We start from the raw sequence: 18001 nt of genomic DNA on the forward strand, positions 1-18001 counted from the left end.
GGCGGTCTCGGCCGTCAGCGGGTCTGCGGCACCCGGAATCTGCGGCGGTACTCCGTCGGCGTCGTGTCCAGCCGCCGTCGAAACGCCCGCACCAGGGTGTCCGTCGTGCCGAACCCGCAGGTGGACGCGATGCGTTCGAGCGTGGCGTCGGAGGATTCGAGGTCATGGCGCGCCTTCTCGACCCGGACGGATTCGATGTAGGCATGAGGGGTCATGCCCAGTTCGGTCTTGAAGAGCCGCGTGAGGTGCCGGTCGCTGACATGCGCGTACTCGGCCAGGTCCACGACGGTCAGCGGCCGGCCGATGTTGCGCATGATGTGGTGACGCAGATCCTCGATCCGCCGCGTCGTGGCGAGCTGTTCCAGGGGAACGCTGAACTGGCTCTGCCCGCTCGGCCGTTTCAGGTACATCACGAGCTGTCGGGCGACGCGCAGCGCGACGGCCTCGCCGAGGTCGTCGGCGATCAGGGCGAGCGACAGGTCGAGGCAGGCGCTGATGCCGGCTCCGGTCCAGACGTTGCCTTCACGGATGAAGATCGGATCGGCGTCGACCTTCACCGCCGGGTGGTCCGCGGCCAGTTGGGGCGCGGTCGACCAATGCGTGGTCGCCCGCTTGCCGTCGAGCAGCCCGGCCGCGGCGAGGAGGTGCGCTCCGACGCAGACGGACGTGACCCGGTGCGTCCGGTCGGCGAGGGTCTTCACCCAGCCGACCAGCTCGGGGTCGACGAGCGCGCGTACACGACGCTCGCTGTCGACCTCCACCGAGCCGGGCACGATGAGGGTGTCGATGCTTCCCCCGGCGGCTTCCCGGAAGGTGATGTCCGGAAGGATGCGGACTCCGGCGGAGGTGGTCACCGGGTCCATGCTCTCGGCCGCGAGGACGACGCGATAGCCCGCCGCGTCCTCGGTCTCGCGCCGGGCCAGGGAGAACACTTCCGGTGGCCCGGTGACGTCGAGCAGATCGACGCCTTCGAAGAGGACGATGACGATGAGCCGTCTGGCGATGTCCTGCATGAGTCCCCCTGGTCGGTGACCGGCGATCCGCGATCGGCGACTGCGATGGGCAGTGGGCAGTGGGCAGTTGGCGATCGGTGATGTGCGCGCGGCATGTCGGTATCTGCATGTTAGACGTCATTGTCGACACGCCTGCCGGGCCATAGCGTTCTGGTCGTAGCCCACCGCATCGCTCGGGCTGCCAACCTCACGCGAAGACCGAAGGCGGTACACCCATGTCCAGAACCACGCTGCGCGAGCTCAACGGCTTCGACCAGACGCCCGCGAAGCTGGCCGACTCGACGCTGATCCTGATCGACTTCCAGAACACCTACACCCAGGGCGTGATGGAACTCGACGGGTGGGAGGCCTCGCTCGACGCCGCCGCGCAGCTGCTGGCCCGGGCCCGCCAGGAGGGCACCAAGGTCGTCCACGTCATCAACGACGGCGGCGAGGGCACCCCGTACGACATCCGGGCCGACATCGGCCGGATCCACCCCCGTGTCGCGCCGGTCGAGGGTGAGGCCGTCGTCGTCAAGCAGGTCCCGAACGCGTTCGTCGACACCGACCTGGGCTCGCACGTCCCGGAGGGACAGGACGTCGTCATCGCCGGCTGGATGACGCACATGTGCGTGGCGTTCACCGCGCAGGGCGCGTTCCTGCGCGGCAACCGCCCCACGGTCGTCGCCGATGCCACCGCCACCCGCTCACTGCCCGTGGCCGGTACCGACCTCGACGCCTGCCAGGTGCACTACAGCGCCCTCGCCACCATCGCCGACCTGTACGGCGTCGTCGTACCGACCCAGAAGGAGATCGTCTGATGAAGCTGCTGCGTTCAGCCGCCGCGCTGGGTCTCGCCACCGTTCTCACGGCCACCGTGACCGCGTGCGGCGCAAGCTCCGAAGCCGCCGCGCGCACCGACCGCAAACCGTCGCCCGCCGGAGAGAACGCCGGCGGGAACGGCGGGGGGAAGAACGTCGCGAAGGACACGACGACGCTGCGGCAGCTCAACAAGCTTGACGAGACCCCGGCGAAGCTCTCGGACGCGACGCTGATCCTCGTCGACTACCAGAACACCTACACCCACGGTGTGATGGAACTCGACGGCTGGCACTCCGCGGTGAACAACGCCGAAGCCCTGCTGCAGCGCGCCCGTGCGGCGGGCACACCGGTCATCCACATCGTCGACAAGGGTTACGACCTGAAGTCGAAGGCGGGCCAGATCATCCCGGCACTCAAGCCGGCGAAGGGCGAACCTGTCGTCGAGAAGACCGTCCCCAACGGCTTCCACCACACCGATCTCGCCGAAGAGGTCAAGAAGGCCGGGCGCAAGAACGTCATCATCGCCGGATTCATGACCAACATGTGCACCCTGTTCACGACCCAGGGCGCGTTCCTCAACGGCAACAACCCGACCGTGGTGGGCGACGCCTCCGCGACCCGGCCGCTGCCGCTCAAGGGCAACCCGAACGGCATCCCCGCGAAGCAGGTGCACGAGGCCGCGCTCGCCACGGTTCAGGACCTCTACGGAGTCGTGGTCCCCAAGCAGAGCGCACTCAAGTAGCCGGCACTCGCCCAGCACTCGCCTCGCTCGGAGTTCCGAGTTCGGAGTTCTGAGCTCGGCGTTCGGCGTTCGGCGTTCGGCGTTGAGAGGGGGAAGGAACGCGCATTCCTTCCCCCTCCGACGCCCTGTGATCCCCCAGAAGAAGAACCCCCACAAGTAAGGCCCCCCCACAAGTAAGGCCCCCACAAGTGACTCACCCGACCGATGGACTTCCCCCCATGTCCCACATCACCGCCATGCAGATGGTCCCCCCACTCACTCGACATTCGCGCATCGAATCGCTACGGAGAAAACGAAGATGGCTACGCGCAGAGGATTTATCGGCAGCGCTTCCGGCATCAGCACCGCCGCGCTGTTGGGCTACTCGGCGTCCCCGAGTGCCGCGGACTCCCCGCTGACGGACACGGCGAGTACGACCGCGGTCTCGGTGACCCAGCAGCAGGCGAAGGACTCGATCTTCGCTGTCAACGCCGGAATGCGCTCCAACTACGCCACTCTCAAGGCGGAGTTGGTCAAGCATCTGTCGCCGGTGATCGTGGTGCAGAACGACGCGAAGGGCGGCAGATTCACCCTCGTGACGGCGAACGGCCAGGAGTCCGTCAACCCCGTGGCGGAGACGTTCGAGCTGGCGAAGTCCATCGCTCACGTTCCGCTCGGCTGCTTCTCCGTTATCGCCTCGTACCTCGCGGACAAGATCCCGAACCTGCCGAACGCCGATCGCATCGACCCGCATGACCTCCTTCTGGTGGCGTTCAACGACGACAGGTCCACCGCGTGGATCGAACCCCTCCAGGCCTACGCCGCCACCCTCACCACGGCGCGCAAGAACCTTCCCGCCGCCGGCCTGCCGGCCGCGCTGACCACGTCGTGCGGCCACATCCTCGACGCCGCGCTGGAGTTCATCAACACCTCGGTCCAGGCGAAGGTGTTCGACATGAAGTCCTTCGAGGACTTCTCCGGGAGCGTCTACCCCGACATCCGCGTCAACATGGAGCACGCCGCGCAGGCCCAGATCAAGGGTGTGCAGGACATCATGAAGACCTGGCGCGCGAAGGTCGGTGAGGCGGCATGGGCGGACCTGTACTGCGTGGTGCTGTCGCAGTGGACCACCAGCGTGCTCAACCAGAACACCATCATCATCAAGGACTGCATGAACGCGGCGAAGGTGGCCACCCACCTGATCGACCTGCCCGGCCTCGAGACGCCGAAGGACCCGATCTTCACCGCGCTCGACAACCTCGCCCGGATCGTGCAGGACAACATCGCCGCGGAGATGGTGTTCCCGAAGGACACGAAGGTCGCCGACGCCCTGAAGGGCAAGGAGGACCTGCTGTCCGACGAGATCCTCATCCAGCTGGGCGGAGGCGGCACGGCGACGACGCAGAGCGCTCCCACGTACAACACCCTCTCCGAGGGGATGTGCCCGGTCAGGAAGTAGCCACGGGCACGGAGACGCGTCTGCTCGTAGGCGCGTAGAACGTGCAGGCCGAGAGGCGCCGCCCGCCCACGCGAAGGGGGCGGCACCGTCGGTCGAGGCCGGCCCGGCGCGTCAGAGGACGAACGGACCGGATGCCTGGGCGGATGTGGCGTTGCAGGTCACGGTGATACCCATGACCACGACCTTCAGGGACTTGGCCTCCAGGCTGTCCCCGGCGGCGACGGTCCCGTTCAGGGGTCCGGTGGAGACGGGGCTGCCGGCGCACGGGCCGCGTGAGACAGCAAGGCCGATCTCATGATTGTTGACGGGCTACGGCTGGAACCGGCCCTGTTCGCCGAGGTCTACCGACAGGCCGCGGACCAACTGCTGGCCGCGACCAGGCTCGACCAGTCGGCGCCCGTCATGGAGCAGCTGTCGGCAGGGCTCGACGCGCACTTCGACTACTTCGCCGCCAACCGGCACACCGTGCTCGCCGCGAACCGGGTGCTCGCCGGCGATCCGGTCATCCAGGCGATCATCACGGGTGAACTGGCCGAGCTGCGACGGCGATTGCTGGAGGCGACGGTGCTCGGCGACGGTCCGACGCACCTGGTGTCGGCCGCGCTCACGAGCTGGCTGGTCTTCGTCCGTGTGCTCTGCGTGGACTGGCTGACCAATGAGTCGTTCACCCGCGCCGAACTGCACGGGATGTGCGTCGGTGCGCTGAAGGGGGCGTTGGGTGCTGTGCTCGATCTCGATGCGCTGACCGGGACGGAAGGCGGCCTGTGAGCTGTCGCGGACCGCACGGTGTGGTCAGTCGCTGCGTACGATTCGACGGGTCGAGGTAAGCGGATTCGAGTGTCGAAGTACGCAGGGGAGGCCTCCGTGGACCCCGTGAACCGGCACGCCGACAAGGGCGCCATGCTGGCCGGCTTCGCCGCCCGCATCCTCGTGGTGTGCCCCCGCTGCTCCGGGCGCGCCGTGGTCGTACCCCGGCCGGGAGGGCCCGAACTCCGCCACTCCGTAGACCTGTTGTTTCTGCCCAGGCGGCTGGCCTGCGCGCGCTGCGGCGCCACGGCCGAGTGGGAGCCGGAGCGGCGCGGCAACGCCCGTATCGGCGCGACGCTCGGCGGCCCGGCCGAGCCGTTCTTCGGCTTGCCGTTGTGGTTGCAGACGCGCTGCGCGGGCCGGCTGCTGTGGGCGTACGACATCGGGCATGTGGACGCGCTCGCGGCGTACATCGGGGCGCGCCTGAGGGAGCGCGGGAGTGCGTCGTCGTCCCTGGCGATGATCCCGAGGCTGCCCCGCTGGATGACCTCGGCCGCCCATCGCGGTGAGGTCGTCGCGGGGCTCGCCGCGCTGCGTGCGCAGGGCGAGCGCTCGGCGCCGGAGGATCGCCCCCACGCCGCGGACGGGAGCGCGGCCCGGCCGCGGCGGCGGCGCGCGACGTACTAGCACCGACGGTATCTCTGCCCCAACTCCCCATTGGTCCATACCCATTGACGAAAGGTCTGGACCTCTCTACCGTGCGTCATGCTCACGCCAACCCCCACTCGCCCGGCGATCCTGCGGAGGCCCCCATGTCCCGTCGCAGCCGTATGTCCCGTCTCCTCGGCGCAGCCCTCGCGGCGGCCGCGTCCCTCTCCACCGTCCTCGTCGCGGCGCCCGCCGCCCCCGCCGCCGACACCTGCGCCACCAAACCGCGACCGGCGGGCAAGGTCCTCCAGGGGTACTGGGAGAACTGGGACGGCGCGTCCAACGGCGTGCACCCGCCGTTCGGCTGGACCCCCATCACCAACCCCGAGATGGCACAGCACGGCTACAACGTCATCAACGCGGCCTTCCCGGTGATCCGCTCCGACGGCACCGCGCTGTGGGAGGACGGCATGGACACGAACGTGAAGGTCGCGACCCCCGCCGAGATGTGTCAGGCGAAGGCCTCGGGCCAGACCATCCTGATGTCCATCGGCGGCGCGGCGGCGGGCATCGACCTCAACTCGACCGCCGTTGCCGACCACTTCGTCGAGACGATCGTCCCGATCCTGAAGCAGTACAACTTCGACGGCATCGACATCGACATCGAGACGGGCCTCACCGGAAGCGGCAACATCAGCCAACTCTCCACGTCCCAGGCCAACTTGATCCGCATCATCGACGGCATCCTCGCCCAGATGCCCGCCGGGTTCGGCCTGACGATGGCCCCCGAGACGGCGTACGTCACCGGCGGCAGCGTCACCTACGGCTCGATCTGGGGCGCGTACCTGCCCATCATCAAGAAGTACGCCGACAACGGCCGCCTGTGGTGGCTCAACATGCAGTACTACAACGGCAGCATGTACGGCTGCTCCGGCGACTCCTACGAGGCCGGCACCGTCCAGGGCTTCACCGCCCAGACCGACTGCCTCAACCAGGGCCTCGTCGTCCAGGGCACCACGATCAAGGTCCCCTACGACAAGCAGGTCCCCGGCCTGCCCGCCCAGTCCGGCGCGGGCGGGGGCTACATGTCGCCGAGCCTGGTTTCGCAGGCATGGAACACGTACGGCGACGGCCTCAAGGGGCTGATGACCTGGTCGATCAACTGGGACGGGTCGAAGGGGTGGACGTTCGGGGACAACGTGAAGGGGCTGGAACAGTAGCCGCACCGAGTCGTCGGCACGCCCCCTTGGCCCCACTGGGGTGAGATCCGGCCCGGCCGGTCAGGATTGGAGAAGCGCGGTCCGCCGTGCCGCTACTAACGTGGGTCCATGGACATCACCATTCACACCACCTCACTCCCGCACGACGACCCTGACGCCTCCCTGGCCTTCTACCGCGACGTCCTCGGTTTCGAGGTCCGCAGTGACGTGGGCCAGGGCAAGATGCGCTGGATCACGGTCGGCCCCGTCGGCCAGCCCGGCACGTCCATCCTCCTCGCCCCGCCGGCCGCGGACCCCAGCGTCAGCGAGGCCGAGCGCCGCACCATCGCCGAGATGATGGCCAAGGGCACCTACGGCTGGATCCTGCTGGCCACCCGGGACCTGGACGGCACGTTCGAGAAGGTGCAGGCAGCCGACGTGGACGTCGTCCAGGAGCCGACCGAGCAGCCGTACGGCGTCCGTGACTGCGCCTTCCGTGACCCCGCGGGCAACATGGTCCGCATCCAGGAGCTTCGCTGAGCCCTGCCGCGCCAGGTGGCCCCGGGGTCCCCTGGCGCGCGCGGATACCGATGAAGGCAGGTGTCGTATGTGCCATCCCGCCTGGGGGCGCGCGCTCGCCCAGGATCAGCGGCTCAAGGACCTGGTGCGACTGCGCCGTGTCCGTGACCGGATCGACCTGGCGTACGCGCAGCCGCTGGACATGGAGGCGCTCGCCCGTCGGGTGAACTGGCCGGCCGGGCATCTCAGCCGCCAGTTCCGGCTCGCGTACGGCCAGTCGCCGTACGCTTTTTTGACGGCGCGTCGCATCGAGCGGGCGAAGGCGCTGCTGCGCGGCGGCGACCTCACGGTCACCGAGGTCGGCTTCCTGGTCGGTTACGCGTCGCAGGGCGTCTTCCGTGCCCGCTTCACCGAGCTGGCCGGCGTGACGCCGAACGCATACCGCTCCGGGACGGCGGCAGCCGCGACCTGGACGCCGCCGATACCGGTCAGGAATGGAGAAGCAATCCCCACCGAGCCACAACTAGCGTGATGTCCATGACCTCCATCGAGTCCATCACCCTCGAGGTGGCCGACCCCACGGCCGCCCAGCGCTTCTACACCGCCGCCTTCGGCCTGGACACTCAGATCGGGCTGAGCGCCTCCGAGGCGCCGACGACCGGCTTCCGCGGTTTCTCGCTCTCGCTCACCGTGTCTCAGCCGGCCGACGTCAAGGCGCTCGTCGGCACCGCCCTCGACGCCGGCGCCACACCGCTCAAGCCCGTCACGAAGTCCCTGTGGGGATACGGCGGCGTCGTCCGGGCACCGGACGGGACGATCTGGAAGGTCGCCACGTCCGCGCGGAAGGACAAAGGCCCGGCGACCCGGCAGATCGACAGCATCGTGCTCCTGCTGGGCGTGGCGGACGTGGCCGCGAGCAGGCAGTTCTACGTCGACCGTGGTCTGGCCGTGGCGAAGAGCTTCGGCCGCAAGTACGTCGAGTTCGAGACACCCTCGAGCCCGGTCAAGCTGGCTCTCTACGGGCGCCGCGCGCTGGCCAAGGATGTCGGCGTCCCCGTCGACGGCAGCGGATCGCACCGGCTCGTACTCGGCGGTGACGCCGGGACCTTCACCGACCCGGACGACTTCGCCTGGCAGGCCACCACGGTCGCTTCCTCGGCCTGACCCGAAGCCGATCCCTTCCGCCTTGCCCTGACCGCGCGTTGCCCGAGAGGAACCTGCCATGACGAACACGCAGAGGACCACGAAGAGCGCCACGAAGAGTGCCAGGACCACTACCGGCACCGTCACGGCCGACAAGACGTACGACGGGTTCACCGACGAGGAGCGAGGCGCGATGAAGGAGCGCGCCAAGGAGCTCAAGGCAGCCCCTCGACGCGGATCGCGCACGGCCAAGGCGGACGGCGACAGCGAGGTGCGCGCCAAGATCGCCGGGATGCAGGAAGCGGATCGCGCCCTGGCCGAGCGCATCCACGACCTCGTCAGGACCAGCGCCCCGGACCTGGCCCCGAAGCTCTGGTACGGCATGCCCGCGTACGCCAGGGACGGCAAGGTCGCCTGTTTCTTCCAGAGCGCACAGAAGTTCAAGAGCAGATACGCCACGCTCGGCTTCAGCGACCTGGCGAAGCTCGACGACGGCGCCATGTGGCCGTCTGCGTACGCCCTGACGGAGTTGAACGCCGACGACGAGGCGCGGATCGGCGAACTCATCAAGCGGGCGGCCGGCTGAGACCGGCCCGCCTCGGGGGCGGTGCCCGCCCGGCCTCCTCCACTTCGTTCTCTCTCAATCACCGCGCCGTGCACGGAAGTTGATGCCCGCGTGATCCCTACTGCCGTCGCCGGGAGCATCTGAGGTGAGGACGTCCGAGCCGTGATCCCCCTGCTGGAGGACTGGCTCGAGGAGCGCGGAAGCAACCGAAAGTAGTCTCTCGCCGTAGCTGTCTGCCGGTCTAGCCGTGGGTGCGCGGCCCATGAGCCGTCACCACGTGGGGTGTTGGCGTCTCAGCCGCGTCCCGCGCGGCGCAGTGCTTCCTCCGTCTGCGCGGCCAGGGTGGGGACGAGGTCGGCTGCCGAAGGGAGGTCGGTGATGAGGTCGACGGCTTCGCCGGCCCAGACCGGCAGCGGGGGCACCGTGCCGCGTGCCACGTCGTCCTGGTAGTTCTGACGGGCCTGGGGGTCGGCGGCGAGTTCCGCCTCGCGGCCGCGCCAGCGGTCGAGGTACGGGTGGCCGAGGGTGCGGGCGGGGTACTTCGTGGGCCATCGGGAGCCGCGGGCGATGTCCAGTACCGAGCTGAGCTCGGTGTCCCGGCCGTGTCCTTCGAGGATCGCCTTGGTGATCGAGGGGTCCGCCAGGGCCTCGGTGGTGGCCTGGAAGCGGGTGCCGATGAGCGCTCCGGCGGCGCCCAGCACGAGTGCGGCCGCCACGCCGCGGCCGTCGGCGATCCCGCCGGCCGCCAGTACGGGCACCGGGTCCACGAGATCCACGACCGCCGGCACGAACGGCAAGGTGGAGCGTCCGTGCCGGGCTCCGTGCCCGCCGCTCTCGGTGCCCTGGGCCACGATCACGTCGGCGCCCAGGTCCACGGCCTGCCCGGCCTCCTCCAGATCCGTGACCTGAAGGATCAACAGCGCCCCCGCTCGGCGGACACGTTCCGCGTACGGGCTCGGGTCGCCGAACGACAGCATCACGGCCTTCGGCCCGTACTCCAGTGCCCGTTCCACCACGTCGACGTCGATTGCCCAGGTCAGGAGTCCCACACCCCACGGCCTGTCGGTGCCCGCGACGATCGGCACCTCGCGCGCCAGCCATTCCGGGTCGCCGAACGCGCCGCCCAGCAACCCGAACCCGCCGCCGCGTGCGACAGCCGCGGCCAGCGCGCCGCCGGCCGACCCGCCCATCGGCGCCAGCGCGATCGGGTACCGCACGCCGAACATCTCCGTGAACGCCGTCGACAACGTCATGGCCACATCATCGCTCCCCGCCGAGCTCCTTCCGAGCCTCGGGCCCGAGCGATTTCCCGCTCGTGGCCGGGAGGTCCAGGCGTCCCGAGTGTCTGCACAACGACTGGTTGTGTTCTCATGGCGGGTCGGTTGTTTGATCTCGTCGTCTGCTCCTCGCTTTGATGTCGGTGGTCAGCGTGTGGTTGTCGGGGGCGGCGAGAGGTGCGGTGGGCGTGAAGGGCAGGCGGGCGCTGGGGCGGCGGTTCGGTTGGTTGTGGGCGGCGTTCGCGGTCAGCTCGTACGGCACGGGGTTCGGGTTCGGCGCATTCCCCTTGATCGCGATCCTCGTGCTGCACTCCGGGCCGACGCAGGTGGCGGCGCTGGCCGCCGCGGGGCGGGCCGTGGGGGCCGTGGTCGCGGTGCCGCTCGGGCCGTGGATGGAGTTCCGGCGCAAGCGGCCCGTCATGATCGCGATGGACCTGATCCGGTTCGCGGCGCTGATGAGCGTCCCCGCCGCGTTCGCGTTCGGAGGGCTCAGCTTCGCTCAGCTCCTCGTCGTCTCCGTCGTCGTGGCCGCGGCCGACATCGCCTTCAAGGCGGCCGGCGGCGCGTATCTGAAGTCGCTCGTGCCGCCGGAGGACCTGCTCGTCGCGAACGGCCGGTTCGAGTCCACGACGTGGACCTCGATCGTGGTCGGGCCACCGCTCGGCGGGGCCGCGATCGGGATGTTCGGCCCGGTGACGACGGTGATCGCCGACGCGGTCAGCTACCTGCTCTCGGCGCTCGGGATCCGCGCCATCGGAGGGACGGAGGCGCACCCCGCGCGGGCCGCCGCACCACGGCTGCGCGCAGGCGATCTGCTCGAAGGGTGGCGCTACATCCTCGGACACCGCACGCTGCGCCCGCTGTTCCTCAACTCGATCGTCGTCAACGGCCTCATCATGGCCTCCGAGCCGCTGATCGCCGTGCTCATGCTGAGCCGGCTCGGCTTCGCACCCTGGCAGTACGGTCTCGCGTTCGCGGCCCCCTGCCTCGGTGGACTCATCGGCTCACGCCTGGCCCACCCGCTCGTGGCACGGTTCGGACAGCGCAAGGTGATGCTCACCGTCGGAGCCCTGCGTGCGTGCTGGCCCATCGGGCTGGCGTTCGTCCAGCCCGGAGTTCCCGGGATGGTGCTCGTCATCGCCGTCCAGCTCGGCCTGGTGACCTGCTGCGGCCTGTTCAACCCGGTGCTCGCCACCTACCGGCTCGAACACACGGACTCCGACCGGATGGCCCGCACGCTGTCCGCGTGGTCGGTCAGCAGCAGCCTGTCCATCGCGGCCCTGACCGCCGTGTGGGGTGTGATCGCCGCTGTCACCAGCCCCCGTACCGCGATCGCGATCGCCGGAGTAGTCCTCCTGGTCACCCCGCTGCTGCTCCCGCGCCGCGAGCGGGCGCCCCGGAACGCGGGGGAACAGGCCGCCGCCGGCATCACCTGACAGGCTCGGCCGCGTCGCGCGCGACATCCGCGACGTCCCCGGTGTTCAGTACGGTCGCGCGGAAGGACGTGACGACCGGGCGCAGATCGATCTGATGCCAGGCGGCCCAGAGGCGTACGGACCTCTGGAACCAGGGGAGTTCACGGACCGTGACCCCTGGGGTGTCGCCCCGCAGCATGCTCTCCTGGACCAGCGTCATGCCGAGGCCGGATGCGGCCAGGCCGAGAGCGGTCAGGGGTTCGGGGGCTTCGAGCCGGATGTCGGGGGTGAACCCGGCCGCCGTGCAGGAGGCGACGAAGTCGTCGCGCCAGGCGGGCTGCTGGCTGTTCTCGATGGCGATCCACGGCTGGCCGTCGAGGTCTTCGGGCAGGATCTCCGCGCTCCTGGCGAGAGGGTGGCTGCTGGGCACGGCCAGGAGCAGGGGATCCTCCAGGAGGAGGGCGCTGCGCAGGTCGGGGTCCGCCTCGGGGGGTGCTTCCGGCACGAGGGCGATGTCCAGGCTGCGCTGGCGCAGGCCCTCGAACTGCTGGGCCGCGGTCAGGTCGTAGAGGGCGACGTGGATGCCGGGCCGCTCGTCGTGCAGGGCGCGCAGGGCCCGCGGCAGGATTCCGGTGTGCATGGCATCGCCGACGTAGCCCACGCACAGGCCGCCTTCCTCGCCGCGGCCGAGGCGCCGGCCGAGGTTCTCGAGCCGGGACGCGTGCCGCAGCAGGGCCGTGGCCTCGGTGAGGAAGACGCGGCCGTCGGAGGTGAGGCGCAGGCGCTGCTGGCTGCGCTCGAACAGGGTCAGGCCGAGGCTCTTCTCCAGCTGGGCGATCTGCCGGCTCAGCGGTGACTGGGAGATGTGCAGGCGATCGGCGGCCCGGCCGACGTGTTCCTCCTCGGCCACGGCCACGAAATAGCGAAGTTGTCGCAGGTCAAGCATGTAAGACCTCTAGGGACTCAAGTGTGTCCAAGCAAGTCTTGGACAGTCTGACCCCTCGATCCTAACCTCGACAGAGCAAGAGCCGCGGAGCAGGAGAAAACGTCCTGAGCTTCGCATCACGCGACAGAAAGAAAGATTCCACTCATGGGTATCAAGTCCCTCCTGCCGGGATCCCTCGGCTTCGGTACCGCCCCGCTCGGCAACATGTTCCGCAGCATCCCGGACGAGGAGGCCGCCGCCACCGTCGAGGCCGCCTGGGACCAGGGCATCCGCTACTTCGACACCGCGCCCTTCTACGGCGCGGGCCTGTCCGAGCTGCGCCTCGGCGACGTACTGGCCGGCCGGCCGCGTGACGACTATGTGCTCAGCACCAAGGTCGGCCGCGTCATCCTGGACGAGCTGGAGGACCCCGCCGACCGCGACCTGGGCGAGAAGGGCGGTCTCTTCGAGCACGGCCGCGCGAACAAGATGGTCGACCTCTACACCGCGGACGCCACCCTGCGCTCCATCGAGGACAGCCTCAAGCGACTCAGGACGGACCGCCTCGACATCGTGTGGGTGCACGACGTCGCCCAGGACTTCCACGGCGACGACTGGCTCGCGGTCTACGAGACGGCACGCACCGGCGCCTTCCGCGTCCTGCAGAACCTCCGCGACGAGGGCGTCATCAAGGCCTGGGGCCTCGGCGTCAACCGCGTGGAGCCGATCGAGCTCACCCTCGAGCTGGACGAGCCCAAGCCCGACGCGTTCCTCCTGGCCGGCCGCTACACGCTGCTCGACCACAACCGCTCCCTGCAGCGCCTGCTGCCCGCCGCCACCGCGCAGAACGTCGACATGGTCGTCGGCGGCCCCTACAGCTCCGGCATCCTCGCCGGCGGCCAGCACTTCGAGTACCAGAAGGCCCCCGCGGACATCGTCGCCAAGGTCGAGAGGATCAAGGCACTCGCCGCCGGGCACGGTGTCGGCATCAAGGCCGCCGCCCTCCAGTTCGCCCTGGCGCACCCGGCCACGGCCGCCGTCGTCCCCGGCGCCACCCGGCCCAGCCGCATCGCCGAAGACGTCGCCGCCCTCAACGAGAACGTCCCGGCCGCCTTCTGGACCGCGCTGCGCGACGAACAGCTCATCGCCGCGGACGCCCCCACCCCCACTGCCTGACCCCCGACGTCACGGCACACGAAAGGAACAACACATGGCCACCGCCATCGCCACCATCGACCTCCCCCGATCCGCCGACGACGTCTGGCAGCTCATCGGCGGCTTCGACTCCCTGCCCGACTGGCTCCCGTACATCCCCGAGAGCGAGCTGAGCGAGGGCGGCCGCCTACGCCGCCTGACCAATCAGGACGGCGGCGTCATCGTCGAACGCCTCAAGGCCTTCGACGACGACGAGCGCACCTACTCCTACGCCATCGAGCAGGCGCCGTTCCCCGTCACCGGCTACCTCTCCACGCTGACAGTGCGCGACATCCCCGGCGCGCCCGGAACGTCGCGGGTGCAATGGACGGGCTCGTTCACACCTGTCGACGTCAGCGAGGCCCACGTCGAGGAGCTCTTCCACGGCATCTACGCGGACGGCCTCACGGCGCTGCTCAAGACCCTCACCTCCTGAGTCCGAGACCGGTGTTGAACCGGTGAAGCGATGTGTCGGGTGCCGACTTGTGACGCCGTCGGCACCCTGGGTGCTCTACGCCAGCCCCCCACGCGCCGATGACTTTCCGGGGCGGGATCGGTCATGAAAGGTGGACCGGTCACCCGTTCGGAAGGAGGCGCGGCATGCGCACTCTGGCGATCACCCAGAACATCACCGTCGACGGCTGCGTCGAGATGCTCACCGATTGGTTCGAACCGCAGGCCCAGGGCGACGCGGACATGGCCGATGTGCTGGAGGAGAGCCGTCGCCAGGACAGCCGGTCGGACGCGCTGCTCGTGGGCCGGCGCACCTTCGAGGACTTCCGCGGCTACTGGCCCGGGCTGACCGACGACGCCACAGGCATCTCCGACTACCTCGACCAGGTGCGGAAGTACGTGGTGTCCAGCTCGATCGAGGACCCGCAATGGGAGAACTCGACCGTGCTGTCCGGCGACGCGGTCAAGGAGGTGACCGCGCTGAAGGCGCTGGAGGGCGGCAAGGACATCGTCCTCACCGGCAGCATCACCTTGGCCCACACGCTGATCGAGGCGGGGCTCGTCGACGAGTACCGCCTCTTCGTGTACCCGGTCGTCCAGGGCCGTGGCAGGCGGCTCTTCCCCGACGGCCACGAGGTCCCGCGGTTGCGCCTGGTGGACTCGAAGGCGTTCCGGAGCGGGATCGTGTTGCTGCGCTACGTCCCGGCCTGAGAGCGGGGAGAGCCGAAAGCCTTGCCGCCCGGGCGCGGGGCGGCCGATGGTCGTTGTCGGGTCAGCCGGTGACGGTGACCAACGCGATCGTGACGTTGTCGGGACCGCCCGCGGCCATGGCGGCCTTCCACAGCTCGAAGACGGCCCGGCCCCCGTCGTGCGCCCTGAGGATGTCGTCGATCTCGTTGTCGAGTACGGGGTCGGTCAGGCCGTCGCTGCACACGAGCATGCGCGTACCCGCGGTGAGCGGTGATGTGCTGACGTGTGGCGTGATCGCGCTGAACGTGGGTGCGCCACCGAGTGCCTGGGTGACGATCGACGTGGTGCGCCGGCCCCGCGGGAGGGGCGGGCTGTCGTCCACGCTCAGCTGGTGGAGCGTGTCGTCCGTGGCGGCCCGGCCACCGGGCGCGTCGCCGTCGCCGTCACTGGCCGGGCTCACTTCGATCACCCTGCTGTCGCCGACGTTGAACACGAGCAGTTCCTGTTCGAGGATCACGACGCCCGCGACGGTCGTTCCCATCGTCGACAGCTCCGGGGCGCGGTCGGCCGCCGCGTACACGGCGTGATTGCACATCCCCAGCGCGTCCCGCACGGCTTCCTCGCCGTCCAGCGCGGGTCCGAACAGGGCGAGCCGGCGGACGACGAGGCTGCTGGCGACCTCGCCGGCCGGCTGCCCGCCGATGCCGTCGGCGACGGCGACCACGAGTGGGCGGCCGAGCGGGAACGCCATCGTCTGCGGATTCTCGGTGACCGTTCCGCACAACGTCCACGGGCCTGCGACCAGGCTGTCCTCGTTGTGCTCGCGCCTGAGTCCGGGGTGGCTCAGCGCAGTGACCGATATGTACGGCATAGCCGGGGCCGCCTCTCCGCGAAGGAGCGCATCGTCCGCACCACCATTGTCGCGCCGGGGAGCGGCTCGCGTCCCGAGTTGCGCGGTGCCGCGAACGGGGATAGCCCGGAGGTAAGGGCAGACACATGGCTGCCGTCACCTGTGAGGGGCTCCGAGAGGGGCGAGCGCTGTGCGGTTCACGGATCGTACTGATGCCGGGCGGCGGCTTGCCGCAGCGGTACAGCATCTGCGAGATGAGGAGCCGGTCGTCCTCGGGCTGCCCCGTGGCGGTGTGCCGGTGGCCTTCGAGGTGGCGCGTGCGCTGGGCGCCCCGCTCGATGTGATCGTGGTCCGCAAACTCGGCGTCCCGTACCAGCCGGAACTGGCCTTCGGCGCGATCGGCGAGGGCGGCGTGCGAGTGCTCAACGACGATGTCGTGCGCCACTGCGGGATCGATCCGGACCACATCGCGGCCGTCGAGCGGGTGGAGCGACAGGAACTGGAGCGGCGGGCACGGCGGTACCGCGGCGGGCGGCCCGCGCCGGCCGGCGAGGACGCGGCGGTGGTGAGCGGTGAGGCTCCCGCGGTGACCGGTCAGGACCGTACGGTGATCGTGGTGGACGACGGGATCGCGACCGGCGCCACGGCGGCGGCCGCATGCCAGGTCGTACGGGCGCAGGGTGCCGCCCGCGTGGTGCTTGCCGTGCCGGTCGCACCGCCCGACGCGGTGCGCCGACTGAGCGCGGCGGCCGACGACGTGGTGTGCCTCTCCGTACCGCCCCTGTTCGGTTCCGTCGGCGAGTGGTACAGCGACTTCTCGCAGACCACGGACGAGGAAGTGGCCGCGTGTCTGGCGCGGGCCGTGGCCGATCCCGCCCGTGTGCGGTCCGCGCCGGTCACGGCCGACGTCGAGGTGGAGGCCGCCGGAGTCCGACTCGCCGGAGACCTCGCGCGGCCGGAAGGGGACGCGGGCCTGGTGATGTTCGCCCACGGGTCCGGCAGCAGCCGGCACAGTCCACGCAATCGGGCGGTGGCGCGGGTGTTGCAGGAAGCGGGCCTCGGCACGCTGCTGTTCGACCTGCTCACACCCGCCGAGGAAGCCGACCGGAACAACGTCTTCGACATCGGCACGCTCGCCGGCAGGCTGGCGGGCGCCACCCGCTGGCTGCGCGACCGCGAGCCGGCGCCGATCGGATATTTCGGTGCCAGCACCGGGGCCGCGGCGGCGCTGCGGGCGGCCGCCGACGACCCGGACATCGGCGCCGTCGTGTCCCGCGGCGGACGGCCCGACCTCGCCGGACCTCACCTCGACGACGTACGCGCGCCGACGCTGCTCATCGTCGGCGGAGCCGACGCGATGGTGCTCGACCTCAACCGTGCAGCCCAGGCCCGACTGCGCTGCGAGAACAGGCTGGAGATCGTGCCGGGAGCCACGCATCTCTTCGAGGAACCCGGAGCGCTCGACCAGGTAGCCGACCTCGCGAGGCAGTGGTTCACCACGCACCTGACGGCAGGCAGCGACCCTCCGGCGGCGTCGCGCCGGGCGCCGCATCACTGATCGGGTCCCCACGAGGAGAACTGATCGGTTCCTCACGAGGAGACGGGGAAGCGGAGCCGGGCACGTGCACGACGAGCCCGGCTTCCTGCTGTGGGACCCCCGGCTCCCCACCGCGGAATGCCCGGTTACCGGTTGCTCACGGCGAAACGCATCAGCGCCCGCTCGTCGCCCTGCTTGATCTTCCCGGTCTCGTTCAGCACCTCGAGCTTCCAACTGCCGCCGACCCGGATCGCCTTGGCGACACGGCAGCCGTTGTCGTTGGTCAGCAGGCTCGGCCAGATGTCGGCGACCTGCTGAGAGGAGCCACCGGTCGCGTCGTACACCTTGAAGCTGATGTTCCGCGCCTTCTGGAAGGAGCTGGACTTCTTGTACGCGGCGGCCACGAACACGATCGACGTGATGTTCGTCGGGATGCGGCCGAACTCGACGGTCACGGTCTCGTCGTCCCCGTCACCGCGCCCGGTCTGGTTGTCGCCGCTGTGCACCAAGGAGCCGTTGCCCAGCGGGTCCAGGGAGTCGAGGCCGGCGAGCCGTACCGGGTCAGCGCCCTGCAGCGCGATGGCGATGAGGTCGAGGTCCGTGCCGACGTTCCGGCGGAGCTTGCCCATCAGGCCGCCGCTGCTTCCGGCGGTGGGGTCCCAGGACACCCCGATCGACAGGTGGGTCACACCGTCGAGGTCGGCCGGTCCGTCTTCCTTCGTGAGCGTGATCATGTGAATTCCTCGTGATGGTGGAGTGCAATGCATGAAGTCTGCCGATATCACTCGTCGCTCGATACACCAGGTCCCAAATTGGCGACGGCAAGGGCACTTCAGCGGATGTGG

The 18001-nt window shown here is 69.7% G+C and carries 20 protein-coding genes; 15 read left to right on the plus strand and 5 right to left on the minus strand.

Going from position 1 to position 18001, the window contains the following annotated elements; genetic code table 11:
* Positions 1–14 precede the first annotated feature (14 nt).
* Complete coding sequence (locus ACFC96_RS09350; protein WP_376264382.1) at positions 15–1013, minus strand: GlxA family transcriptional regulator; 999 nt, start codon at positions 1011–1013, stop codon at positions 15–17.
* Between the two features lie 215 nt (positions 1014–1228).
* Between ACFC96_RS09350 and ACFC96_RS09355 the strand changes: the two genes are divergently transcribed.
* From ACFC96_RS09355 to ACFC96_RS09400, 10 genes are all read left to right on the plus strand, one after another.
* Positions 1229–1813, plus strand: coding sequence for an isochorismatase family protein (locus tag ACFC96_RS09355; RefSeq protein WP_376611156.1), 585 nt, complete (start codon positions 1229–1231; stop codon positions 1811–1813).
* Positions 1813–2556, plus strand: a complete 744-nt coding sequence (locus ACFC96_RS09360; protein WP_376611158.1) for a cysteine hydrolase family protein — start codon at positions 1813–1815, stop codon at positions 2554–2556. Before ACFC96_RS09355 ends, ACFC96_RS09360 begins: the two co-directional genes overlap by 1 nt.
* Before the next feature lie 298 nt (positions 2557–2854).
* Complete coding sequence (locus tag ACFC96_RS09365; protein WP_376611159.1) at positions 2855–3994, plus strand: hypothetical protein; 1140 nt, start codon at positions 2855–2857, stop codon at positions 3992–3994.
* 294 nt (positions 3995–4288) lie between these two features.
* Positions 4289–4762, plus strand: a complete 474-nt coding sequence (locus tag ACFC96_RS09370; protein ID WP_376611161.1) for a TetR/AcrR family transcriptional regulator — start codon at positions 4289–4291, stop codon at positions 4760–4762.
* 96 nt (positions 4763–4858) lie between these two features.
* Positions 4859–5428 carry a hypothetical protein gene (locus tag ACFC96_RS09375; protein ID WP_376611163.1) on the plus strand — a complete coding sequence of 190 codons (570 nt, stop codon included), beginning with the start codon at positions 4859–4861 and terminating at the stop codon, positions 5426–5428.
* 143 nt (positions 5429–5571) lie between these two features.
* The gene (locus tag ACFC96_RS09380; RefSeq protein ID WP_376264598.1) at positions 5572–6609 is read left to right on the plus strand and encodes a chitinase; all 1038 of its coding nucleotides are present in this window, start codon (positions 5572–5574) and stop codon (positions 6607–6609) included.
* 108 nt (positions 6610–6717) lie between these two features.
* Positions 6718–7128, plus strand: a complete 411-nt coding sequence (locus ACFC96_RS09385) for a VOC family protein (protein ID WP_340460511.1) — start codon at positions 6718–6720, stop codon at positions 7126–7128.
* 67 nt (positions 7129–7195) lie between these two features.
* Complete coding sequence (locus tag ACFC96_RS09390; protein WP_376611165.1) at positions 7196–7639, plus strand: helix-turn-helix transcriptional regulator; 444 nt, start codon at positions 7196–7198, stop codon at positions 7637–7639.
* Between the two features lie 5 nt (positions 7640–7644).
* Positions 7645–8271 carry a glyoxalase gene (locus tag ACFC96_RS09395; RefSeq protein ID WP_376264361.1) on the plus strand — a complete coding sequence of 209 codons (627 nt, stop codon included), beginning with the start codon at positions 7645–7647 and terminating at the stop codon, positions 8269–8271.
* A gap of 58 nt (positions 8272–8329) precedes the next feature.
* A complete protein-coding gene (locus ACFC96_RS09400; protein ID WP_376611167.1) occupies positions 8330–8836 on the plus strand; it encodes an iron chaperone in 507 nt (168 codons plus the stop codon).
* A 272-nt stretch (positions 8837–9108) separates the two neighbouring features.
* Here the strand turns inward: ACFC96_RS09400 and ACFC96_RS09405 are convergent, their stop codons facing one another.
* Positions 9109–10068, minus strand: a complete 960-nt coding sequence (locus ACFC96_RS09405; protein WP_376611169.1) for an NAD(P)H-dependent flavin oxidoreductase — start codon at positions 10066–10068, stop codon at positions 9109–9111.
* 212 nt (positions 10069–10280) lie between these two features.
* Here ACFC96_RS09405 and ACFC96_RS09410 point away from each other — a divergent pair, with 212 nt between their 5' ends.
* Positions 10281–11528 (plus strand): MFS transporter, encoded by a 1248-nt coding sequence (locus tag ACFC96_RS09410; RefSeq protein WP_376611170.1) that lies wholly within the window; start codon positions 10281–10283, stop codon positions 11526–11528.
* Here the strand turns inward: ACFC96_RS09410 and ACFC96_RS09415 are convergent.
* Entirely contained in the window at positions 11521–12453 is a 933-nt protein-coding gene (locus tag ACFC96_RS09415; protein WP_376611172.1) for a LysR substrate-binding domain-containing protein, read from the minus strand. The genes ACFC96_RS09410 and ACFC96_RS09415 overlap by 8 nt on opposite strands.
* A gap of 144 nt (positions 12454–12597) precedes the next feature.
* Here ACFC96_RS09415 and ACFC96_RS09420 point away from each other — a divergent pair, with 144 nt between their 5' ends.
* The 3 genes from ACFC96_RS09420 (at position 12598) to ACFC96_RS09430 (ending at position 14790) form a co-directional block, all read left to right on the plus strand.
* Positions 12598–13608 carry an aldo/keto reductase gene (locus ACFC96_RS09420; protein WP_376611173.1) on the plus strand — a complete coding sequence of 337 codons (1011 nt, stop codon included), beginning with the start codon at positions 12598–12600 and terminating at the stop codon, positions 13606–13608.
* 34 nt (positions 13609–13642) lie between these two features.
* The gene (locus ACFC96_RS09425) at positions 13643–14062 is read left to right on the plus strand and encodes an SRPBCC family protein (protein ID WP_376611175.1); all 420 of its coding nucleotides are present in this window, start codon (positions 13643–13645) and stop codon (positions 14060–14062) included.
* 164 nt (positions 14063–14226) lie between these two features.
* Entirely contained in the window at positions 14227–14790 is a 564-nt protein-coding gene (locus tag ACFC96_RS09430; protein ID WP_376611176.1) for a dihydrofolate reductase family protein, read from the plus strand.
* 61 nt (positions 14791–14851) lie between these two features.
* Here the strand turns inward: ACFC96_RS09430 and ACFC96_RS09435 are convergent, their stop codons facing one another.
* Entirely contained in the window at positions 14852–15640 is a 789-nt protein-coding gene (locus ACFC96_RS09435; RefSeq protein ID WP_376264341.1) for a PP2C family protein-serine/threonine phosphatase, read from the minus strand.
* A 169-nt stretch (positions 15641–15809) separates the two neighbouring features.
* On the opposite strand from ACFC96_RS09435, the gene ACFC96_RS09440 reads away from it, so the two are divergent.
* A complete protein-coding gene (locus tag ACFC96_RS09440; RefSeq protein WP_376611177.1) occupies positions 15810–17177 on the plus strand; it encodes a phosphoribosyltransferase family protein in 1368 nt (455 codons plus the stop codon).
* Between the two features lie 125 nt (positions 17178–17302).
* Here the strand turns inward: ACFC96_RS09440 and ACFC96_RS09445 are convergent, their stop codons facing one another.
* Complete coding sequence (locus ACFC96_RS09445) at positions 17303–17890, minus strand: TerD family protein (RefSeq protein WP_340459048.1); 588 nt, start codon at positions 17888–17890, stop codon at positions 17303–17305.
* Between the last annotated feature and the right edge of the window lie 111 nt (positions 17891–18001).

It is taken from the genome of Streptomyces sp. NPDC055955 (assembly GCF_042270245.1).
In the GTDB taxonomy this organism is placed as follows: Bacteria; Actinomycetota; Actinomycetes; order Streptomycetales; family Streptomycetaceae; genus Streptomyces.